15 protein-coding genes are annotated in these 15,896 nt (G+C 67.1%); 11 read left to right on the plus strand and 4 right to left on the minus strand.

All coding sequences use genetic code 11. From position 1 onward, the window contains the following. The first annotated feature begins 19 nt into the window (after positions 1-19). The 10 genes from PIJ50_RS04805 (at position 20) to PIJ50_RS04850 (ending at position 11,232) form a co-directional block, all read left to right on the plus strand. Complete coding sequence (locus PIJ50_RS04805) at positions 20-1,480, plus strand: amino acid permease (protein WP_271973209.1); 1,461 nt, start codon at positions 20-22, stop codon at positions 1,478-1,480. Beyond that, positions 1,480-2,421, plus strand: coding sequence for an asparaginase (locus tag PIJ50_RS04810; protein WP_271973211.1), 942 nt, complete (start codon positions 1,480-1,482; stop codon positions 2,419-2,421). The genes PIJ50_RS04805 and PIJ50_RS04810 overlap by 1 nt, the downstream gene beginning before the upstream one ends. Positions 2,422-2,563: 142 nt before the next feature. Further along, positions 2,564-3,601 carry an NAD(P)-dependent alcohol dehydrogenase gene (locus PIJ50_RS04815; protein WP_271973212.1) on the plus strand — a complete coding sequence of 346 codons (1,038 nt, stop codon included), beginning with the start codon at positions 2,564-2,566 and terminating at the stop codon, positions 3,599-3,601. Positions 3,602-3,782: 181 nt separating this feature from the next. Then, positions 3,783-4,742: an AraC family transcriptional regulator gene (locus PIJ50_RS04820; protein ID WP_271973213.1), complete on the plus strand. Its 960-nt coding sequence runs from the start codon at positions 3,783-3,785 to the stop codon at positions 4,740-4,742. Beyond that, positions 4,739-5,647 (plus strand): ABC transporter substrate-binding protein, encoded by a 909-nt coding sequence (locus PIJ50_RS04825; protein WP_271973215.1) that lies wholly within the window; start codon positions 4,739-4,741, stop codon positions 5,645-5,647. Before PIJ50_RS04820 ends, PIJ50_RS04825 begins: the two co-directional genes overlap by 4 nt. A 52-nt stretch (positions 5,648-5,699) precedes the next feature. Next, positions 5,700-7,199 carry a sugar ABC transporter ATP-binding protein gene (locus tag PIJ50_RS04830; RefSeq protein WP_271973217.1) on the plus strand — a complete coding sequence of 500 codons (1,500 nt, stop codon included), beginning with the start codon at positions 5,700-5,702 and terminating at the stop codon, positions 7,197-7,199. Then, a complete protein-coding gene (locus PIJ50_RS04835) occupies positions 7,189-8,151 on the plus strand; it encodes an ABC transporter permease (protein WP_271973219.1) in 963 nt (320 codons plus the stop codon). Before PIJ50_RS04830 ends, PIJ50_RS04835 begins: the two co-directional genes overlap by 11 nt. Before the next feature lie 16 nt (positions 8,152-8,167). Beyond that, entirely contained in the window at positions 8,168-8,899 is a 732-nt protein-coding gene (locus tag PIJ50_RS04840; RefSeq protein ID WP_271973221.1) for an SDR family oxidoreductase, read from the plus strand. Positions 8,900-8,902: 3 nt separating this feature from the next. Beyond that, positions 8,903-10,486: an FGGY-family carbohydrate kinase gene (locus tag PIJ50_RS04845; RefSeq protein ID WP_271973223.1), complete on the plus strand. Its 1,584-nt coding sequence runs from the start codon at positions 8,903-8,905 to the stop codon at positions 10,484-10,486. 20 nt (positions 10,487-10,506) lie between these two features. After that, positions 10,507-11,232, plus strand: a complete 726-nt coding sequence (locus tag PIJ50_RS04850) for an SDR family oxidoreductase (RefSeq protein ID WP_334212717.1) — start codon at positions 10,507-10,509, stop codon at positions 11,230-11,232. A gap of 33 nt (positions 11,233-11,265) precedes the next feature. Here the strand turns inward: PIJ50_RS04850 and PIJ50_RS04855 are convergent, their stop codons facing one another. Genes PIJ50_RS04855 through PIJ50_RS04870 form a run of 4 tightly spaced genes read right to left on the minus strand, consistent with a single transcriptional unit; the run spans position 11,266 to position 15,155 of the window. After that, the gene (locus PIJ50_RS04855) at positions 11,266-12,141 is read right to left on the minus strand and encodes a GntR family transcriptional regulator (RefSeq protein WP_271973226.1); all 876 of its coding nucleotides are present in this window, start codon (positions 12,139-12,141) and stop codon (positions 11,266-11,268) included. A 22-nt stretch (positions 12,142-12,163) separates the two neighbouring features. Further along, positions 12,164-13,663: a tripartite tricarboxylate transporter permease gene (locus PIJ50_RS04860; RefSeq protein ID WP_271973228.1), complete on the minus strand. Its 1,500-nt coding sequence runs from the start codon at positions 13,661-13,663 to the stop codon at positions 12,164-12,166. A gap of 7 nt (positions 13,664-13,670) precedes the next feature. Next, positions 13,671-14,141, minus strand: coding sequence for a tripartite tricarboxylate transporter TctB family protein (locus PIJ50_RS04865; RefSeq protein ID WP_271973230.1), 471 nt, complete (start codon positions 14,139-14,141; stop codon positions 13,671-13,673). 51 nt (positions 14,142-14,192) lie between these two features. Then, positions 14,193-15,155, minus strand: coding sequence for a Bug family tripartite tricarboxylate transporter substrate binding protein (locus PIJ50_RS04870; protein ID WP_271973231.1), 963 nt, complete (start codon positions 15,153-15,155; stop codon positions 14,193-14,195). A gap of 161 nt (positions 15,156-15,316) precedes the next feature. Between PIJ50_RS04870 and PIJ50_RS04875 the strand changes: the two genes are divergently transcribed. Next, positions 15,317-15,802 carry a hypothetical protein gene (locus tag PIJ50_RS04875; protein ID WP_271973232.1) on the plus strand — a complete coding sequence of 162 codons (486 nt, stop codon included), beginning with the start codon at positions 15,317-15,319 and terminating at the stop codon, positions 15,800-15,802. The last annotated feature ends 94 nt before the right edge of the window (positions 15,803-15,896 follow it).

The raw sequence follows: 15,896 nt of genomic DNA on the forward strand, positions 1-15,896 counted from the left end.
GACGAACCGAGGGGACAGGATGCGGAAACAGGACAGCGGGGCGGGCACCGTGCTTGCCAACGAGGACGCGGGTTATCACAAGGGGCTGAAACCCCGGCAGATCCAGATGATCGCCATTGGCGGTGCCATCGGGACGGGGCTGTTCCTGGGCGCCGGCGGGCGGCTGAACGCGGCCGGGCCGTCGCTGGTGCTGGTGTACGCGCTGTGCGGATTCTTCGCCTTCCTCGTGCTGCGTGCACTGGGCGAGTTGATCATGCACCGGCCCACCTCCGGTTCGTTCGTGTCCTATGCGCGGGAGTTCTATGGAGAGAAGCTCGCCTTCGTGGCGGGCTGGATGTACTGGCTGAACTGGGCCATGACCTCCGTCGCGGATGTGACGGCCGTCGCCCTCTACATGAACTTCTTCAAGGCCTATGTGCCGTGGCTGGCCGGGATCGACCAGTGGATGTTCGCGCTGGCTGCGCTGATCCTTGTGCTGGCGATGAACATGCTGTCCGTGAAGGTGTTCGGAGAGATGGAGTTCTGGTTCAGCGTCATCAAGGTGCTGGCGCTGGTCACCTTCCTGGCCGTGGGCATCTGGTTCGTCGTGACAGGCACACCCATCGACGGCCACGTGCCCGGTTTCGCCACCATCACCGAATTCGGGGGCTTCTTCCCCAATGGGGTACTGCCCGCGCTGATCGTGATCCAGGGGGTCGTGTTCGCCTATGCCTCGATCGAGCTGATCGGCACCACGGCGGGCGAGACGGAGGATCCGCGCAAGGTCATGCCGCGCGCCATCCGCACCGTGGTCCTGCGGCTGATCGTGTTCTACGTGGGGTCGGTCTTCCTGCTGTCGCTGCTGCTGCCGCACACAGCCTATGTGTCCGGGCAAAGCCCGTTCGTGACCTTCTTCGGGCGGATCGGCGTGCAGGGCGCGGACGTGATCATGAACCTCGTGGTGCTGACGGCGGTCATCTCCTCTCTGAACGCGGGGTTGTATTCGACGGGGCGCATCCTGCATTCCATGGCCATGTCGGGATCGGCCCCGGCGGCGTTGGCGCGGATGAACCGGGCGGGCGTGCCTTATGGCGGGATCGCGGTCACCGCCGCCGTGACGGTGCTGGGCGTTGCGCTGAACGCCGTCGTGCCCGCCGCCGCGTTCGAGATCGCGCTGAACGTCGCGGCCCTTGGGATCATCACGGCCTGGGGCACCATCGTGCTGTGCCAGCTGAAGCTGTGGCACCTGTCGCGCAAGGGCGTGATCGCACGGCCGGAGTTCCGGATGTTCGGCGCCCCCGTGACCGGCGTGCTGACGCTGGGCTTCCTGGCCGCCGTGGTCGTGCTGATGGCCTTCGACTATCCCATCGGCACCTGGACTGTCGCCTCGCTGGTGGTGATCGTTCCGGTTCTGGTGTTGGGCTGGTTCCTGATGCGGGACCGCATCTGGCGCATCGCGGCCGAACAGGGCCGTGACCGCGACCATCTGGATCTGAGCTGATGGCGGGCGCGGGCCTTCCGCCCCTGGTCGCGGTGATCGCCACCGGGGGCACCATCGCCAGCCGCCGCGATGTCGACGGATCCAGCACGCCGGATCTGGACGGCGGGGCGCTTCTGGCGCGGCTGCGGGATCTGCCGCCGGTGCGCCTGCGGCCGGTGGACCTGTTCGCGCGGGATTCATCCACACTTGGACTGGCAGAGATGCAGGCCATCAGCGACGCCGTGGGCGCGCAGCTGGCCGATCCCGAGGTGGCGGGCGTCGTGATCCTGCACGGCACGGATTCGATGGAGGAGACGTCGCTTCTCGTCTCCCTCCAGCATCGGGCGCGGTGCCCCGTGGTGTTCACGGGGGCGCAGTTCACCGACGATCATCCGCAGGCGGACGGCCCGGCCAACATGGCGGCGGCCATCCGCAAGGCGCTGTCGCCGGAGGCAGGCGTGCATCTAGTCTTCGGCGGGCGCGACATGCCGGTCTGGGGGATCCACAAGCACAGTGCGGACGATCCCGACGCCTTCCGCCCCTGCGGTGCCAACGCCGAAGGGCCTTGGGATGTGCATCTGCCGGCCTCGGTGGCGGGCCTGCGGGTCGCCCTCGTGGCGGTCGCCCCGGGTGGGGATGCGCTGCACATCGAGGCGAGTCTGGCCGCCGGGGCACATGGCATCGTCCTCGTGGCGCTCGGTTCCGGCAATGCCACGCCGGCGGTGGTCGCGGCGGTGCGGAGGTGCGTGGAAGTCGGGGTGCCGGTCGTCACCTCCAGCCGCGTGCCGCAGGGGCGGCTGGCGGCAGGATATGGCGGCGGCGGTGGCGGGCACGATCTGGTGCAGGCCGGCGCGCTGCACGCCGCACGGCTGCGGCCGGGGCAGGCGCGGATCCTGCTGGCCGCGCTGATCGCCGAAGACCGGGTCGGCTCGCTGGGGCCGCAGCTGTTCGGACACCCCTAAGACACCGGGCCCTGTGCAGGAAGCGGGGCCCGGCCGATACTTTTTTCCCGCCCCGTCCGATTTTGCATCAGCCCGTCACGAAAGACGTTTACTTCCCTTCGTTCCCGCGCCAGCACAATTGGCAGCACGAAAGGAGAGTCAGATGAAAGCGCTGGTTCTGGAGGAGAAGGGCAAACTTGCCCTGCGGGATTTCGAAAGCCCGGAGGCTCTTGGCCCGAAGGATGTCCGCATCAAGGTCCACACTGTCGGGATCTGCGGGTCCGACGTTCATTACTACACCCACGGCAAGATCGGCCACTTCGTGGTGAACGAGCCCATGGTGCTGGGGCACGAGGCGTCGGGCACTGTGATCGAGTGCGGCGCAGACGTGTCCCACCTGAAGCCCGGCGATCGCGTGTGCATGGAGCCGGGGATCCCCGATCCCACCTCGCGCGCGTCGAAGCTGGGGTTGTACAACGTCGATCCGTCCGTCCGCTTCTGGGCGACGCCGCCGATCCACGGTTGCCTGATGCCCGAGGTGATCCACCCCGCCGCCTTCACCTACAAGTTGCCGGACGCCGTCAGCTTTGCCGAAGGCGCAATGGTCGAACCCTTCGCCATCGGCATGCAGGCGGCCCTGCGCGCGCGCATCCAGCCCGGCGACACGGCGGTGGTCACGGGCGCAGGCCCCATCGGCATGATGGTGGCGCTGGCGGCGCTGGCGGGCGGTTGCGCCCGGGTGATCGTGGCGGATCTGGCCCAGCCCAAGCTGGACATCATCGGCGCCTATGACGGGATCGAGGCGGTGAACATCCGCAACACCTCGCTGCCCGACGCGGTGGCAGCGGCGACCGACGGCTGGGGCGCGGACATCGTCTTCGAATGTTCGGGCGCGGCGCCGGCCATCCTAGGCATGGCAAAGCTGGCCCGTCCGGGCGGGGCCATCGTTCTGGTGGGCATGCCGGTCGATCCCGTGCCCGTGGACATCGTGGGCCTTCAGGCCAAGGAGCTGCGGCTGGAAACGGTGTTCCGCTATGCCAACGTCTACGACCGCGCCATCTCGCTCATGGCGTCGGGGAAAGTGGATCTGAAGCCGTTGATCTCCGCCTCCATCCCGTTCGCCGAGAGCGTGGCCGGCTTCGACCGCGCGGTCGAGGCGCGCGAGACCGACGTGAAGCTGCAGATCGTCCTGCCGCAGTGACCCGTGGCGGGCGGCATGAATGGCGCCGCCCGCAACCGATCCTCTACCAACACTTTTTATGCAAAAAAGTATCATCGATGTCTTTGCGATGACGTAGAGCGCGTGTCGCAAAACCGTTAGGTTCTCCCTCACTGCCCACGACATCGGAGGGGATGGCGCGGGCGGGAGTGGAGGAGACACGATGCAGCCCGACCTGGAACTGGTCCATATTCGCAAAGGCGAAAGCTTTGCCGCGTGGATGCACGGCTATCCGTTCCGGACGGTGCGGTGGCATTATCATCCCGAATACGAAATCCATCTGGTCGTCGCCACGTCGGGCAAGTTCTACGTGGGTGATTTCGCGGGAAGATTCGGCCCCGGCCAGCTGATCATGACCGGCCCCAACCTGCCGCAGAACTGGATTTCCGACATTGCGCCCGGCGAGGTCGTGACCGCCCGTTCCTTTGTCATCCAGTTCCCCGAAAGCTTCATCGACACCGCCTGCGCCACCGTGCCCGAGGCGGAGGCGATCCGCCCGCTTCTGGACCGCAGCCATCGCGGGTTGCTGTTCGACATGGCCACCAGCGACGCGGTCCGCCCCCTGATGGTGCGGCTGGTCGAAGCGCGGGGCCTGAAGCGCATGGCGCTGTTCTGGGAGATCCTTGATCACCTGTCGAACGCGCCGCATCCGGAGGTTCTGGCCAGCCTCAGCTACGAGCTGGACCTTGGCAAGCTGACGCAGGGCGGCGTCAACCGCGCCATCGCCCACCTGCGCGAGAACCTGACCGAGAGCATCGACGAAAAGGAGCTGGCCGATCTGGTCGGCCACAGCCCGAGCGCGTTTTCCCGTGCCTTCAAGCGGCACACGGGATCGACCCTTGTCCGCTACAAGAACCAGTTGCGGGTGGACCTTGCCTGCCAGATGCTGCTGACCCGCCCCAACGTGAAGGTTTCGGAGATCTGCTTCGAGGTGGGGTTCGGCAACCTGTCCAATTTCAATCGCCATTTCCTGAAGCTGAAGGGCATGTCCCCTTCGCAGTTCCGTTCCACCTTCGCCGCCAACGGCGATCCGGTGGGCGATCAGGGTTCACAGGTTCGGACGATGTCGTCCAACGGCGGGCGCGTGCCCGTCACGGTCCAAGAGGGAGGAGCTTTCGGATGAAGAAGACACTTTGCACCGCGTCGGCCATGGTGCTGGCGCTGGCCGCCGCCCCGGCGATGGCCCAGGACGGCCTGAAGATCGGCATGTCGTTCCAGGAAATGAACAACCCCTACTTCGTGTCCATGCAGGAGGCGCTGAACGAAGCGGCCGAAAGCATCGGTGCCGAGGTGGTGGTCACAGACGCGGCCCATGACGTGGCCAAGCAGATCTCGGACATCGAGGACATGCTGCAGCAGGGCATCGACATCCTGCTGATCAACCCGACCGACAGCGCCGGCGTGGAATCGGCCGTGACGATGGCCAAGGCGCAGGACGTGGTCGTCGTCGCCGTGGACGCGCAGGCCAACGGCCCGGTCGACACCTTCGTCGGTTCGAAGAACCGCGACGCCGGCTACATGTCCTGCAAGTACCTCGCGGACGAACTGGACGGCAAGGGCGAGGTCGCGATCCTGGACGGCATCCCCGTCGTTCCGATCCTGGAGCGCGTGGAAGGCTGCAAGGCCGCCTTCGCCGAATATGAGGGCATCACGCTGGTCGACACCCAGAACGGCCGTCAGGACCGTTCGGTCGCGCTTGGCGTGGTGGAGAACATGATCCAGTCGCACGCGGATCTGGCCGGCATCTTCTCGGTCAACGATGGTGGCGCGATGGGTGCGCTGGCCGCGATCCAGGGATCGGGCCGCGACATCAAGCTGACCTCGGTCGACGGGGCGCCGGAAGCCGTGAAGGCCATCGCGGACGGCGGGCCGTTCATCGAGACGACGGCGCAGTTCCCGCGCGATCAGGTCCGCGTGGGTCTGGCCATGGCGCTGGCACAGACCTGGGGCGCGCGTGTCGTGCCGAAGGCCGTGCCGATCGACGTGCGCGTGGTCGATGCGGAAAACGCCGCCGACTTCGCCTGGTAAGCCCATCGGCGCCGCCCCCTGCCGGGCGGCGCCACCCCAACCGGAGGCAGTCATGCTGGAACTGAACGGCATCAAGAAAAGCTTCGGCCCGGTTCAGGTGCTGCATGGCGTCGACCTGACCGTGCGCGGTGGAGAGGTCCACGCCCTTCTGGGCGAGAACGGGGCGGGCAAGTCCACGCTGATGAAGATCGTCAGCGGCATCCTGCAACCGAGCGAGGGCACCATCCGCGTGGACGGGCAGGAGCGCACCTTTGCCGATTACGATGCCGCCATCGAGGCAGGCATCGGCATCGTGTTTCAGGAATTCAGCCTGATCCCCTATCTGAACGCCGTCGACAACATGTTCCTGGCGCGTGAGAAGCGCACCCGCCTGGGCCTTCTGAACCGCCGCGCGATGCGCGAGCGGGCCCGCATGATCCTTGGCCGACTGGGGGTGACCATTCCGCTGGACGTGCCGGTGGCCCGCCTGTCGGTGGCCGAACAGCAGTTCGTGGAGATCGCGAAGGCCCTGTCGCTTGAAGCCCGCATCCTCGTGCTGGACGAACCCACGGCGACGCTGACGCCCGACGAGGTGGAGCATCTGTTCACCGTCATGCGCGAACTGCGCCGTCAGGGCGTGGCCATCGTCTTCATCTCGCACCATCTGGAAGAGATCTTCGAGATCTGCGACCGCATCACCGTCCTGCGCGACGGCTCGTTCGTCGCCACCTGCGCCGTGGCCGACACCGACACCGACCGGCTGGTGGAGATGATGGTCGGCCGCCGGATCGAGAACAGCTTTCCGCCGAAGCCCGCCCACATCCCGGCCGAGATCGTGCTGGACTGCGAGGAGGTGCAGCTGCGCAAGAACGGCCCCGTATCCTCGTTCCAGCTGCGCAAGGGGGAGATTCTGGGCTTCGCGGGCCTTGTCGGTTCGGGCCGGACGGAAACCGCGCTGGCCATGCTGGGGGCGTTTCCCGCGGCCCGCTGCCGGGTCCGCGTCGACGGGCAGGAGATGCGGTTCCGCGAACCGGCCGACGGGCTGGCGCATGGCATCGGCCTTCTGCCCGAAAGCCGCAAGGAACAGGGGCTGATCACCAGCTTCTCGATCCTGCAGAACATCTCGTTGAACAACTATGGCAAGTATCGCAGGAACCACTGGTTCATCGACCTGAAAGCCGAACGCGCCGCGACCGCGGACGCCATGCGGAACGTGCGTGTGAAGGCACAGGGGCCCGACGCGCGGATCGACACCCTGTCGGGCGGCAACCAGCAGAAGGTCGTGATCGCGCGCTGGCTGAACCATCAGACCAAGGTGCTGATCTTCGACGAACCGACGCGCGGCATCGACGTGGGCGCCAAGGCCGAAATCTATGCCCTGATGCGCCAGTACACGGCTCAGGGCCATTCGATCATCATGATCTCGTCCGAGCTGCCGGAGGTGATCGGCATGTCCGACCGCGTCTGCGTGTTCAAGGGCGGCGGAATCGTCGCCACGGTCGAGGGCGGGCACATCAATTCAGAGGACATCATGACACACGCCACCACGGGGAGGACCCAGAATGTCGCATGACGCCACCGTGGAACGGCGGTTCGACGCCCGCCGCCTGCTGCATTCGCCCCTGGCCCTGCCGCTGATCGGACTGATCGTGGTGTCGGTCCTGATGGGCTTTGCCAGCGACAACTTCTTCTCCGTCTCCAACATCTTCAACGTGCTGCGGCAGGTGTCGATCGTGGCGATCCTCGCGGTGGGGATGACCTTCGTCATCCTGACGGGCGGGATCGACCTGTCGGTGGGCGCGGTCATGGCGCTGGCGGGAACGATCGCCGCGGGCCTGATGGTCAACTTCGGCATGCCGGGCTGGGTCGGGCTGCTGGCGGGCCTGGGCGTCGGCGTCGTGCTGGGGGTCTTCAACGGCTTCCTGGTGGCGTGGGGCCGGATGCCCGCGATCATCGTGACGCTGGCCACCATGGGCATCGCCCGGGGCCTCGGCCTCATCTATTCCGGGGGCTACCCGATCTCGGGCATCCCGTCCTGGATCTCGTGGTTCGGGGTGGGGCGGATCGGGATCGTACCGGTGCCGGTGATCGCCATGGTCATCGTCTATGCGCTGGCCTGGGTCCTGCTGCAGCGCACGGCCTTTGGCCGCCACGTCTATGCCATCGGCGGCAACGAACTGGCGGCGAAGCTGTCGGGCGTGAAGACGCAGCGCGTGAAGCTGGCGGTCTATGCCATTTCCGGCGTGACCGCCGCCATCGCGGCGCTGATCCTGACGGGCCGCCTGATGTCGGGCCAGCCCAACGCCGGCGTGGGGTTCGAACTGGACGCCATCGCGGCGGTGGTTCTGGGCGGCACCGCCATCGCCGGCGGGCGCGGCCTGATCCTTGGCACGCTGATCGGCGCGATCCTTCTGGGCATCCTGAACAACGGCCTGAACCTGATGGGCATCAACCCGTACATGCAGGACGTGATCAAGGGCCTCATCATCCTTCTGGCCATCTACATCGGGCGCGAGTGGCGCTGAGTTTCGGAGAACGAACATGTCTGAATCCCTGAACGGCAAGATCGCCGTCATCACCGGCGCGGCCTCGGGCATCGGTCTGGCCACCACGGAGATGCTGCTGAAGAACGGCGCGACGGTCGTGATGGTCGACTGGGACACCAAGGCCCTCGACGCGCTGAAGGATCGTCTGGGCAACCGCGCGATCCCACAGGTCACGAACCTGCTGGACGCCGACAGCTGCAACGCCATGGTGCCCGAGATCCTGTCGAAGGTGGACCACATCGACATCCTGTACTGCAACGCGGGCAGCTACATCGGCGGCGATCTGGTGGACACCACCCCCGCCGCCATCGACAAGATGCTGAACCTGAACATCAACGCGGTGATGAAGAACGTCCACGCCGTGATCCCCCACATGATGGGGCGCAAGACCGGCGACATCATCGTCACATGCTCCATCGCGGGCCATTTCCCGGCCGAGTGGGAGCCGGTCTATTCCGCCTCCAAATGGGCGATGACCAGCTTCGTGCAGGGGATGCGCCGCCAGATGATTCCGCACGGCGTGCGCGTGGCGCAGGTGTCGCCCGGCCCCGTCGTGTCCGCCCTGCTGGCCGACTGGCCCGAGGAGAACCTGCGCAAGGCCAAGGAGTCCGGCAGCCTGATGGACCCCGAGGAGGTGGCCGACGCCGTCGAATACATGCTGACGCGCAAGCGCACGGTGACGGTCCGCGACCTGATCGTCATGCCCACCAACTTCGCGCGGATGTGAGCCGTGTTCATCGGCGTTGATGTCGGAACGGGGTCGGCCCGCGCGGGCGTGTTCGACGCGGCGGGCGTGCTGCTGGCCACGGCCAGGCACGATCTGCAGATGCATGTGGACGGCGCGCATGTCGAACAGTCCAGCGCGCAGGTCTGGGGGGCCGTCTGCGCCGCCGTCCGCGGGGCGATGGCGGGCCTTGATCCGGCGCAGGTGCAGGGCATCGGCTTCGACGCCACCTGTTCGCTGGTGGTCGAAGGCTTGCCCGTCGGCGATCCCGCCCACCCCGAGCGTGACATCATTGTTTGGATGGACCACCGCGCGCTGGACCAGACCGCCCGCATCAACGCGGGCGACCACGCGGTGCTGCGCTATGTCGGTGGCCGCATCTCTCCCGAGATGCAGACGCCGAAGCTTTTGTGGCTGAAGGAGAACCGGCCTGAGGTCTATGCAAAGGCCGCGCAGTTCTTCGACCTGACGGATTTCCTGACCTGGAAGGCGTCGGGCGCGGTGGACCGGTCGTCCTGCACGGTGACGTGCAAGTGGACGTACCTGGCGCATGAAGGTCGCTGGGACGCGGACTACTTCCGCGCCATCGGGCTGGGCGATCTGGCCGAGGACGGCTTCGCCCGCATCGGTCAAAGCGTAGTCCATCCCGGCACCGTGCTTGGCCAAGGCCTGACGGCCGAGGCGGCAACCGCCATGGGCCTGCGCCCGGGCACCGCCGTGGCCGCGGGACTGATCGACGCCCATGCGGGCGGCGTCGGCACGGTGGCGGCGGGCGGGGATCCCACGGCCTGTCTCGGCTACGTGTTCGGCACCTCCTCCTGCACCATGACCACGACGACGGAGCCGACCTTCGTGCCCGGCGTGTGGGGGCCGTATTTCAGCGCGATGGTGCCCGGCATGTGGCTGAACGAAGGGGGGCAGTCCGCGGCCGGTGCGGCCATCGCGCAGTTGGTGGCGATGCATCCGGCCTCGGGCGCCGCCGGGGAACAGGCCCGCGCCGCCGGTCAGGGCCTTCCCGGCTGGCTTGCGGATCGGGCGCTGGCGCTCGCGGGTGACGCGTCGGACGCGGTGCGGCTGGCCGACGATCTGCATGTCGTTCCCGAATTCCTTGGCAACCGCGCGCCCTTCGCCGATCCGCACGCCCGCGCCATCATCTCGGGCCTGGGGATGGAGCAGGGGGTTGACGCCCTTGTGTCCCTCTATGTCGCGGGGGTGTGCGGGCTGGGCTATGGCCTGCGCCAGATCCTTGAAACGCAGGCCGCCCATGGCGCGCCGGTCGCGACCATCTCGGTGTCCGGCGGGGCGGGGGCGCATCCCTTGACGCGGCAGATCCTGGCGGACGCGACCGGCCTTCCGGTGGAGGTGACGGCCTGCCCGGAACCGGTGCTGCTGGGGTCGGCCATGCTGGGCGCGGTGGCAGCGGGGGCTTTCCCCGATCTGCACACCGCAATGCCCGCGATGTCGCGCGTCGCCACCCGCTGCGAACCCGCCGGCGGGGCGACCAAGCGGATGCACGACGCCCGCTATCACGCCTTCCTGACCCTTCAGGCCACCGCCCGCGACCTGCGCCTTGGCGCAACGGCCCCATGACCCCCCATCCGGAGACCACCATGCAATTTTCAGGAAAACGCGTCATCGTGACGGGCGCCGGCAAGGGCATCGGCCGGGCCTGCGCCCTTGCCATGGCCGCGCGGGGGGCGGAGGTGATCGCCCTGTCGCGCACCCAGTCCGATCTGGACCGCCTTGAGGGGGAGATCGGAAGCCGGTCGATCCGCGTCGACATGCAGGACCCCGCCGCGACCCGCGCCGCCATGGCCGAGGCCGGAACCGCCGACTTCCTGATCAACAGCGCCGGCATCAACGTGCTGGAACACAGTCTGGACATGACGGAAGCGGGATATGAGGCGGTGCTGGGCGTCAACCTGCGCGCGGCGCTGATCACCTGTCAGGAGTTCGGGCGCATGCGCGTCCGGGCGGGCGGGGGCGGGACCATCGTCAACATCACCTCCATCGCCGGGCATCGCGGCTTCGGCGATCACCTGTGCTATGCGGCGTCCAAGGCCGGGCTTGAAGGTGCCAGCCGCGTGCTGGCCAAGGAGTTCGGCGCCCACGGGATCCGCGTGAACTGCGTGGCCCCGACCATCACCCTGACGGAACTCGCCGCCGAGGCGTGGAGCGATCCCGTAAAGTCGGAACCGATGATGGTCCGCCACCCCCTGAACCGCTTTGCCGAGGCCGAGGAGGTCGCGGCCAGCATCGCGATGCTGCTGTCGGACGACGCGAAGATGCTGACGGGCGCGGTGCTGCCGGTGGATGGCGGCTTCCTCGCCGTCTGACCCGTTTTGAGCCGCCCCGAACGGGCGGCCCTTTCAGTCGATCAACTCCACCTTCTGATGCCCGGCCTCGCGGATGTGGGTGTAGAGAAGCGTGGCCGCGGCCTGCATGTCATGCGCCTCGATCAGGTCGAGGATCTGGAGATGTTCCCGGCTTTGCTGGGGCAGGCGCGTGCGGTCGTTCGTGATGTGATATTCCAGCAGCCGCCGGATGCGGTTGATGCGTCGCACGGCGTCCAGGAAGAAGACGTTGTTGGCGCATTGCATCAGCATCTCGTGAAACTCTATGTTGGTGCTGAAGATGACGGACCGGTTCTCGTGCTCGAAATGCTCCAGCAGGGACATCTGGTGCTGGCGGGCCTGCGCGAAGGCGTCCGGGTCGATGCGGAAGCTGGGCAGCAGCAGGGCCTGCATCTCGATCGCGGCGCGGAACTGGTAGGCCTCGTTGTAGGCCTTGCGCGAGGTCAGCGTTTCGCGGAACTGCCAGCCGTTGCCGGGCAGGCGGTCGATCCACCCTTCCTCGGCGATGCGGTGCAGCACGCGCAGCAGGTGGCTGCGCGGCGCGCCGTACAGCCGCATCAGCTCGTTCTCGCTCAGCCGATCGGACAGGCGGCCGGCCAGACGGTCCTCGGCGATCTGGAAATACAACGCATCCTCGCCCACCGCCTCCTCTTCCTCCGGCACGGGGATGGAGGCGCCGTCGACGGCCAGAAAATGGCCGCGATTGGCTTCGTTGCGGACAATCCCTTGTTCGGTCAGGGTCTTCAGCGCACTGACCACGGGCGCGCGCGACACGCGGAACGCGTCGGCCAGCGCCTGCGCAGGCAGGTGCTGGCCGGATTTCAGGTCATTGGCGCGAACATGGTCCAGAATGCGTGCGACGATCTGGGGGGCCAGGCTGCTTCGCGCCATGATGTGTCTCCTTTTTGCGCCCTCAATCCTCGTCCTGGCGGAATTTTGCAAGGCTGCGGAACAGGAAGGGGGCCACGAGCGCCACGATCGCGATGGTAATCATGATCGCCGATCCCGGATGCTGGAACAGGACCATCGGGTCGCCCAGGCTCATCTGCAGGGCGCGGCGCAGCTGGCTGTCGGCCATTGGCCCCAGGATCAGGCCTACGACGACCGGCGCGATGGGATAGTCGTAGCGCCGCATCAGGAAGCCGAGGACGCCGAAGGCCACCAGCAGCAGCAGTTCCACCACCGACGGGTTTGCCGCGATCGTGCCCATGGTCGCGAAGACCAGGATGCCCGCGTAAAGCCAGGGCAGCGGGATCTTCAGCAGCCGCACCCACAGGCCCACCAGCGGCAGGTTCAGCACCAGCAGCATGACGTTCGCGATGAAGAGCGAGGCGACCAGACCCCAGACCAGCGCCGGATGCTGCACGAACAGCAGCGGGCCCGGTTGCAGGTTGTACTGCTGGAAGCCCGCCAGCATCACCGCCGCCGTGGCCGAGGTGGGCAGGCCCAGCGTCAGCAGCGGCACCAGCGTTCCGGCGGCCGAGGCGTTGTTCGCGGCCTCCGGCCCCGCCACGCCCTCGATGGCGCCCTTGCCGAACTCCTCGGGCTTGCGGGCCAGCTTGCGTTCCATGGTGTAGCTGAGGAAGGTCGGGATCTCGGCCCCGCCGGCGGGCAGGGCGCCGATGGGAAAGCCCACCGCCGTGCCGCGCAGCCACGGGCGCCAGGACCGCGACCAGTCCTCCTTGGACATCCAGATGGAGCCCTTGATCGCCATGGGCTTTTCCGCGCCGTAAAGGTGGCGGGACACGACGTGCAGCGCCTCGCCGATGGCAAACAGGCCGACGGCCAGGGTCGTGACCTCAATCCCGTCGAAGAGGTTGGGGACGCCGAAGGCCAGACGCGTCTGCCCCGTCAGCTGGTCGATCCCCACGAGGCCCAGCCACAAGCCGAGCGCCAGGCTGGTCAGACCGCGCAGGGGGGAGCTGCCGAACGTGGCCGAGACGGTCACGAAAGCGATCAGCATCAGGCCGAAATAATCCCACGGGCCGAACTTCACCGCGACCTTCACCAGAAGGGGCGCAAAGAACGCAAGGCCCAGCGTGGCGATCAGCGCCGCCACGAAGGAACCGATGGCGGCGGTGGCCAGCGCCGGGCCGCCGCGCCCCTGACGGGCCATGCGGTTGCCTTCCAGCGCGGTGACGACCGAGGCGCTTTCGCCCGGCGTGTTCAGCAGGATAGCGGTGGTCGAACCGCCATACATCCCGCCGTAATAGATGCCCGCGAACATGATGAGCGAGCCGCCCGGATCCAGCTTGAACGTGACGGGCAGCAGAAGCGCCACCGTCAGGGCGGGCCCGATGCCGGGCAGTACGCCCACCGCCGTGCCCAGAAGCACCCCGATGGCGGCAAAGACAAGGTTCATCGGCTCCAGCGCGGTCGCGAACCCGCCGGCCAGATACATCAGCGATTCCATGGCGACCTCAGAGAAGGCGTTCGAGCGGTCCCATGGGGAGCGCGAGCGTCAGGAGCTTGTTGAAGAGGAAGAAGATGCCGAGCGCGAGCACGAAGCCCAGCAGCACATCGGCGATGATGGCCTTGCGACCAAAGGCGCGCGCCGTAAAGGCGAACAGAAGCGTGGACCCCAGGATGAAGCCGCCGCCCAGCCAGATCGACAGCACGAGGCTGGTCAGCGCAAGGGCGACCCAGGCGAAGGCGCTCCAGTCGGCCTGCTCCGCCTCCAGCCCCGGGCGGAAGGCGGCGATCAGGTGGCCGACGCCCAGAACCGCGAAGAAGGCCGCGACGAAATAGGAGGCCGCGTCCGCACCCATGCCGTAGCCCGCGCGGATGTTCATGCCGCGGGCGTCGTTGAAGGTGATGGCGGCGATGGCGAACAGGGCGATGCCGATGATGACGGTCGGCCGGTGCAGGCCGGTTTTGGTTGGCTGAAGCATGGCTGTTTCCCGAGGAAGGTCAGGCGCGGCCGGAGCCCCGCCCGACAGGCATCACTTTGCGAGGCCGATCGACGTCAGGACCTCGTGCACGCGGTCCGTCTCAGACGCGATAAAGGTCGTGAACTCGTCCGACGGGGCGTAGTAGTCGGACCAGCCGCGGGCCGTCAGGATCTCCTGCCACTTGTCAGACTTGACGGTCTTTTCGACGGCATCGCTCAGCGTGGCCTTGTCGGCGTCGCTGATGTCGGGACCGGCGAAGATGCCGCGCCAGTTCACCAATTCGATGTCCAGTCCCTGCGCCTTCAGGGGCTGGGCGTCGATCCCTTCGATCGGTTCGGGGTAGGAGATGGCAAGCGCGCGCAGGTCGCCCGATTCGATCTGACCCTGCCATTCGCCATAGCCCGAGATCCCGGCCGACACCTGACCGCCCAGCATGGCCGCCAGCGATTCGCCGCCGCCGGAATAGGCGACGTAGTTGACCTTGGACGGATCCGCCCCGGCCGCTTCGGTGATCAGGGCGGCCAGAATGTGGTCCGCACCGCCGGCCGAACCGCCGGCCCAGACGGTCCGCGACACGTCGGCCTTAATGGCCTTCACGAGGTCGTCCATCGTCTGGAAGGGCGAGGAGGCGGGCACGGCGATGACCAGCGGGTCGCCCGTCAGGCGCGCGATCGGCGTGACGTTGGTCAGGTCGTACGGCGCGCCGTTGGTGATGATGGCGCCGACCATGGTGATCCCGCCCACCAGCATCTGGTCGGACGAGCCCTTGGCGCTTTGCACGAATTGCGCAAGACCGACCGTGCCACCGGCGCCCGGCACGTTCAGGACCTGGACGCTGCGGGCGTTGCCCGTTTCCATCATCGCTTCCTGAAGCGAGCGTGCGGCCGAGTCCCAGCCCCCGCCGGCGCCCGCAGGTGCCACGATGGACAGTTCAAGGTCCTGTGCGGCCAGCGGGCTGGCCACGACCAGTGCGGCCAGGCAGGCGGCACCCAGTCTGGATGTGAAAAACGACATGACTTCCTCCCCTACGCACCCTTGCATCAGGCGCATATCCGTATTGCACGAAATGCAAGTGAAACGCAATGTGATTGTGGCGGTGTCGGACGCCAAAAGGATCGCGTCCCCACCCTTGCCCCCGGGCACGGGATGGACCACTTAACCCGTGGAGGACATTCATGGGTTACATTGTTGCGGCGGCCATTCTTGCGCTTCTGGTGATCGGCTTCACGCGCAAGACGGTTCTGGTGATGGCGGTTCTGGTGGCACTGGTCTTTGCCAGCGTCGGCATCTATCTGGCGTTGGAATCGCGGCGCGAGCATCGGATCGAGCGGTTGATGGACGGTCTGGTCATGACCGTGGCCTATGATCCGAGTTGCGATCTGGGCAAGCCTGTGCGGATCGCCCTGCGCAACGACACCGGCCGCAGGGTGGAGGCGGTGACCTTTGACATCGCCGCCTATCGCGCCGGGCACAGCATCCCGCTCTATCGCACGCGCGGCTATGTCTCGGACCGGATTCTTGACCCGGATGGCGGGTGGGAGGAGTGCTGGCCCATGCCCGACGCCATCCGTGGCACGGACACCAGCGGTTTTGCCGAAAACCCGCCGGAAACCCTGCGGTGGGAGGTGGAGAACCGGACGGGCACCTTCGCCCCGCGCTGATCCGGGCTTTTCGGCAAAGGCGCGCCGAGGCGTAGGAAAACCGCGCGACATCCTGTCCGCCGCGCTATGCTTCCCCCCGACAACGCCAACAGGA

The organism is Falsirhodobacter sp. 20TX0035 (assembly GCF_028307215.1).
Classification (GTDB): Bacteria; Pseudomonadota; Alphaproteobacteria; order Rhodobacterales; family Rhodobacteraceae; genus Falsirhodobacter.

Excerpts from the sequence above, each read along its gene's own strand:
- PIJ50_RS04865 (WP_271973230.1), bottom strand. The coding sequence starts at position 14,141 with ATGCTTCAGCCAACCAAAACCGGCCTGCACCGGCCGACCGTCATCATC.
- PIJ50_RS04805 (WP_271973209.1), top strand. The coding sequence starts at position 20 with ATGCGGAAACAGGACAGCGGGGCGGGCACCGTGCTTGCCAACGAGGAC.
- PIJ50_RS04830 (WP_271973217.1), top strand. The coding sequence starts at position 5,700 with ATGCTGGAACTGAACGGCATCAAGAAAAGCTTCGGCCCGGTTCAGGTG.
- PIJ50_RS04870 (WP_271973231.1), bottom strand. The coding sequence starts at position 15,155 with ATGTCGTTTTTCACATCCAGACTGGGTGCCGCCTGCCTGGCCGCACTG.
- PIJ50_RS04815 (WP_271973212.1), top strand. The coding sequence starts at position 2,564 with ATGAAAGCGCTGGTTCTGGAGGAGAAGGGCAAACTTGCCCTGCGGGAT.
- PIJ50_RS04850 (WP_334212717.1), top strand. The coding sequence starts at position 10,507 with ATGCAATTTTCAGGAAAACGCGTCATCGTGACGGGCGCCGGCAAGGGC.
- PIJ50_RS04855 (WP_271973226.1), bottom strand. The coding sequence starts at position 12,141 with ATGGCGCGAAGCAGCCTGGCCCCCCAGATCGTCGCACGCATTCTGGAC.
- PIJ50_RS04810 (WP_271973211.1), top strand. The coding sequence starts at position 1,480 with ATGGCGGGCGCGGGCCTTCCGCCCCTGGTCGCGGTGATCGCCACCGGG.
- PIJ50_RS04835 (WP_271973219.1), top strand. The coding sequence starts at position 7,189 with ATGTCGCATGACGCCACCGTGGAACGGCGGTTCGACGCCCGCCGCCTG.
- PIJ50_RS04825 (WP_271973215.1), top strand. The coding sequence starts at position 4,739 with ATGAAGAAGACACTTTGCACCGCGTCGGCCATGGTGCTGGCGCTGGCC.
- PIJ50_RS04875 (WP_271973232.1), top strand. The coding sequence starts at position 15,317 with ATGGGTTACATTGTTGCGGCGGCCATTCTTGCGCTTCTGGTGATCGGC.
- PIJ50_RS04840 (WP_271973221.1), top strand. The coding sequence starts at position 8,168 with ATGTCTGAATCCCTGAACGGCAAGATCGCCGTCATCACCGGCGCGGCC.
- PIJ50_RS04820 (WP_271973213.1), top strand. The coding sequence starts at position 3,783 with ATGCAGCCCGACCTGGAACTGGTCCATATTCGCAAAGGCGAAAGCTTT.
- PIJ50_RS04860 (WP_271973228.1), bottom strand. The coding sequence starts at position 13,663 with ATGGAATCGCTGATGTATCTGGCCGGCGGGTTCGCGACCGCGCTGGAG.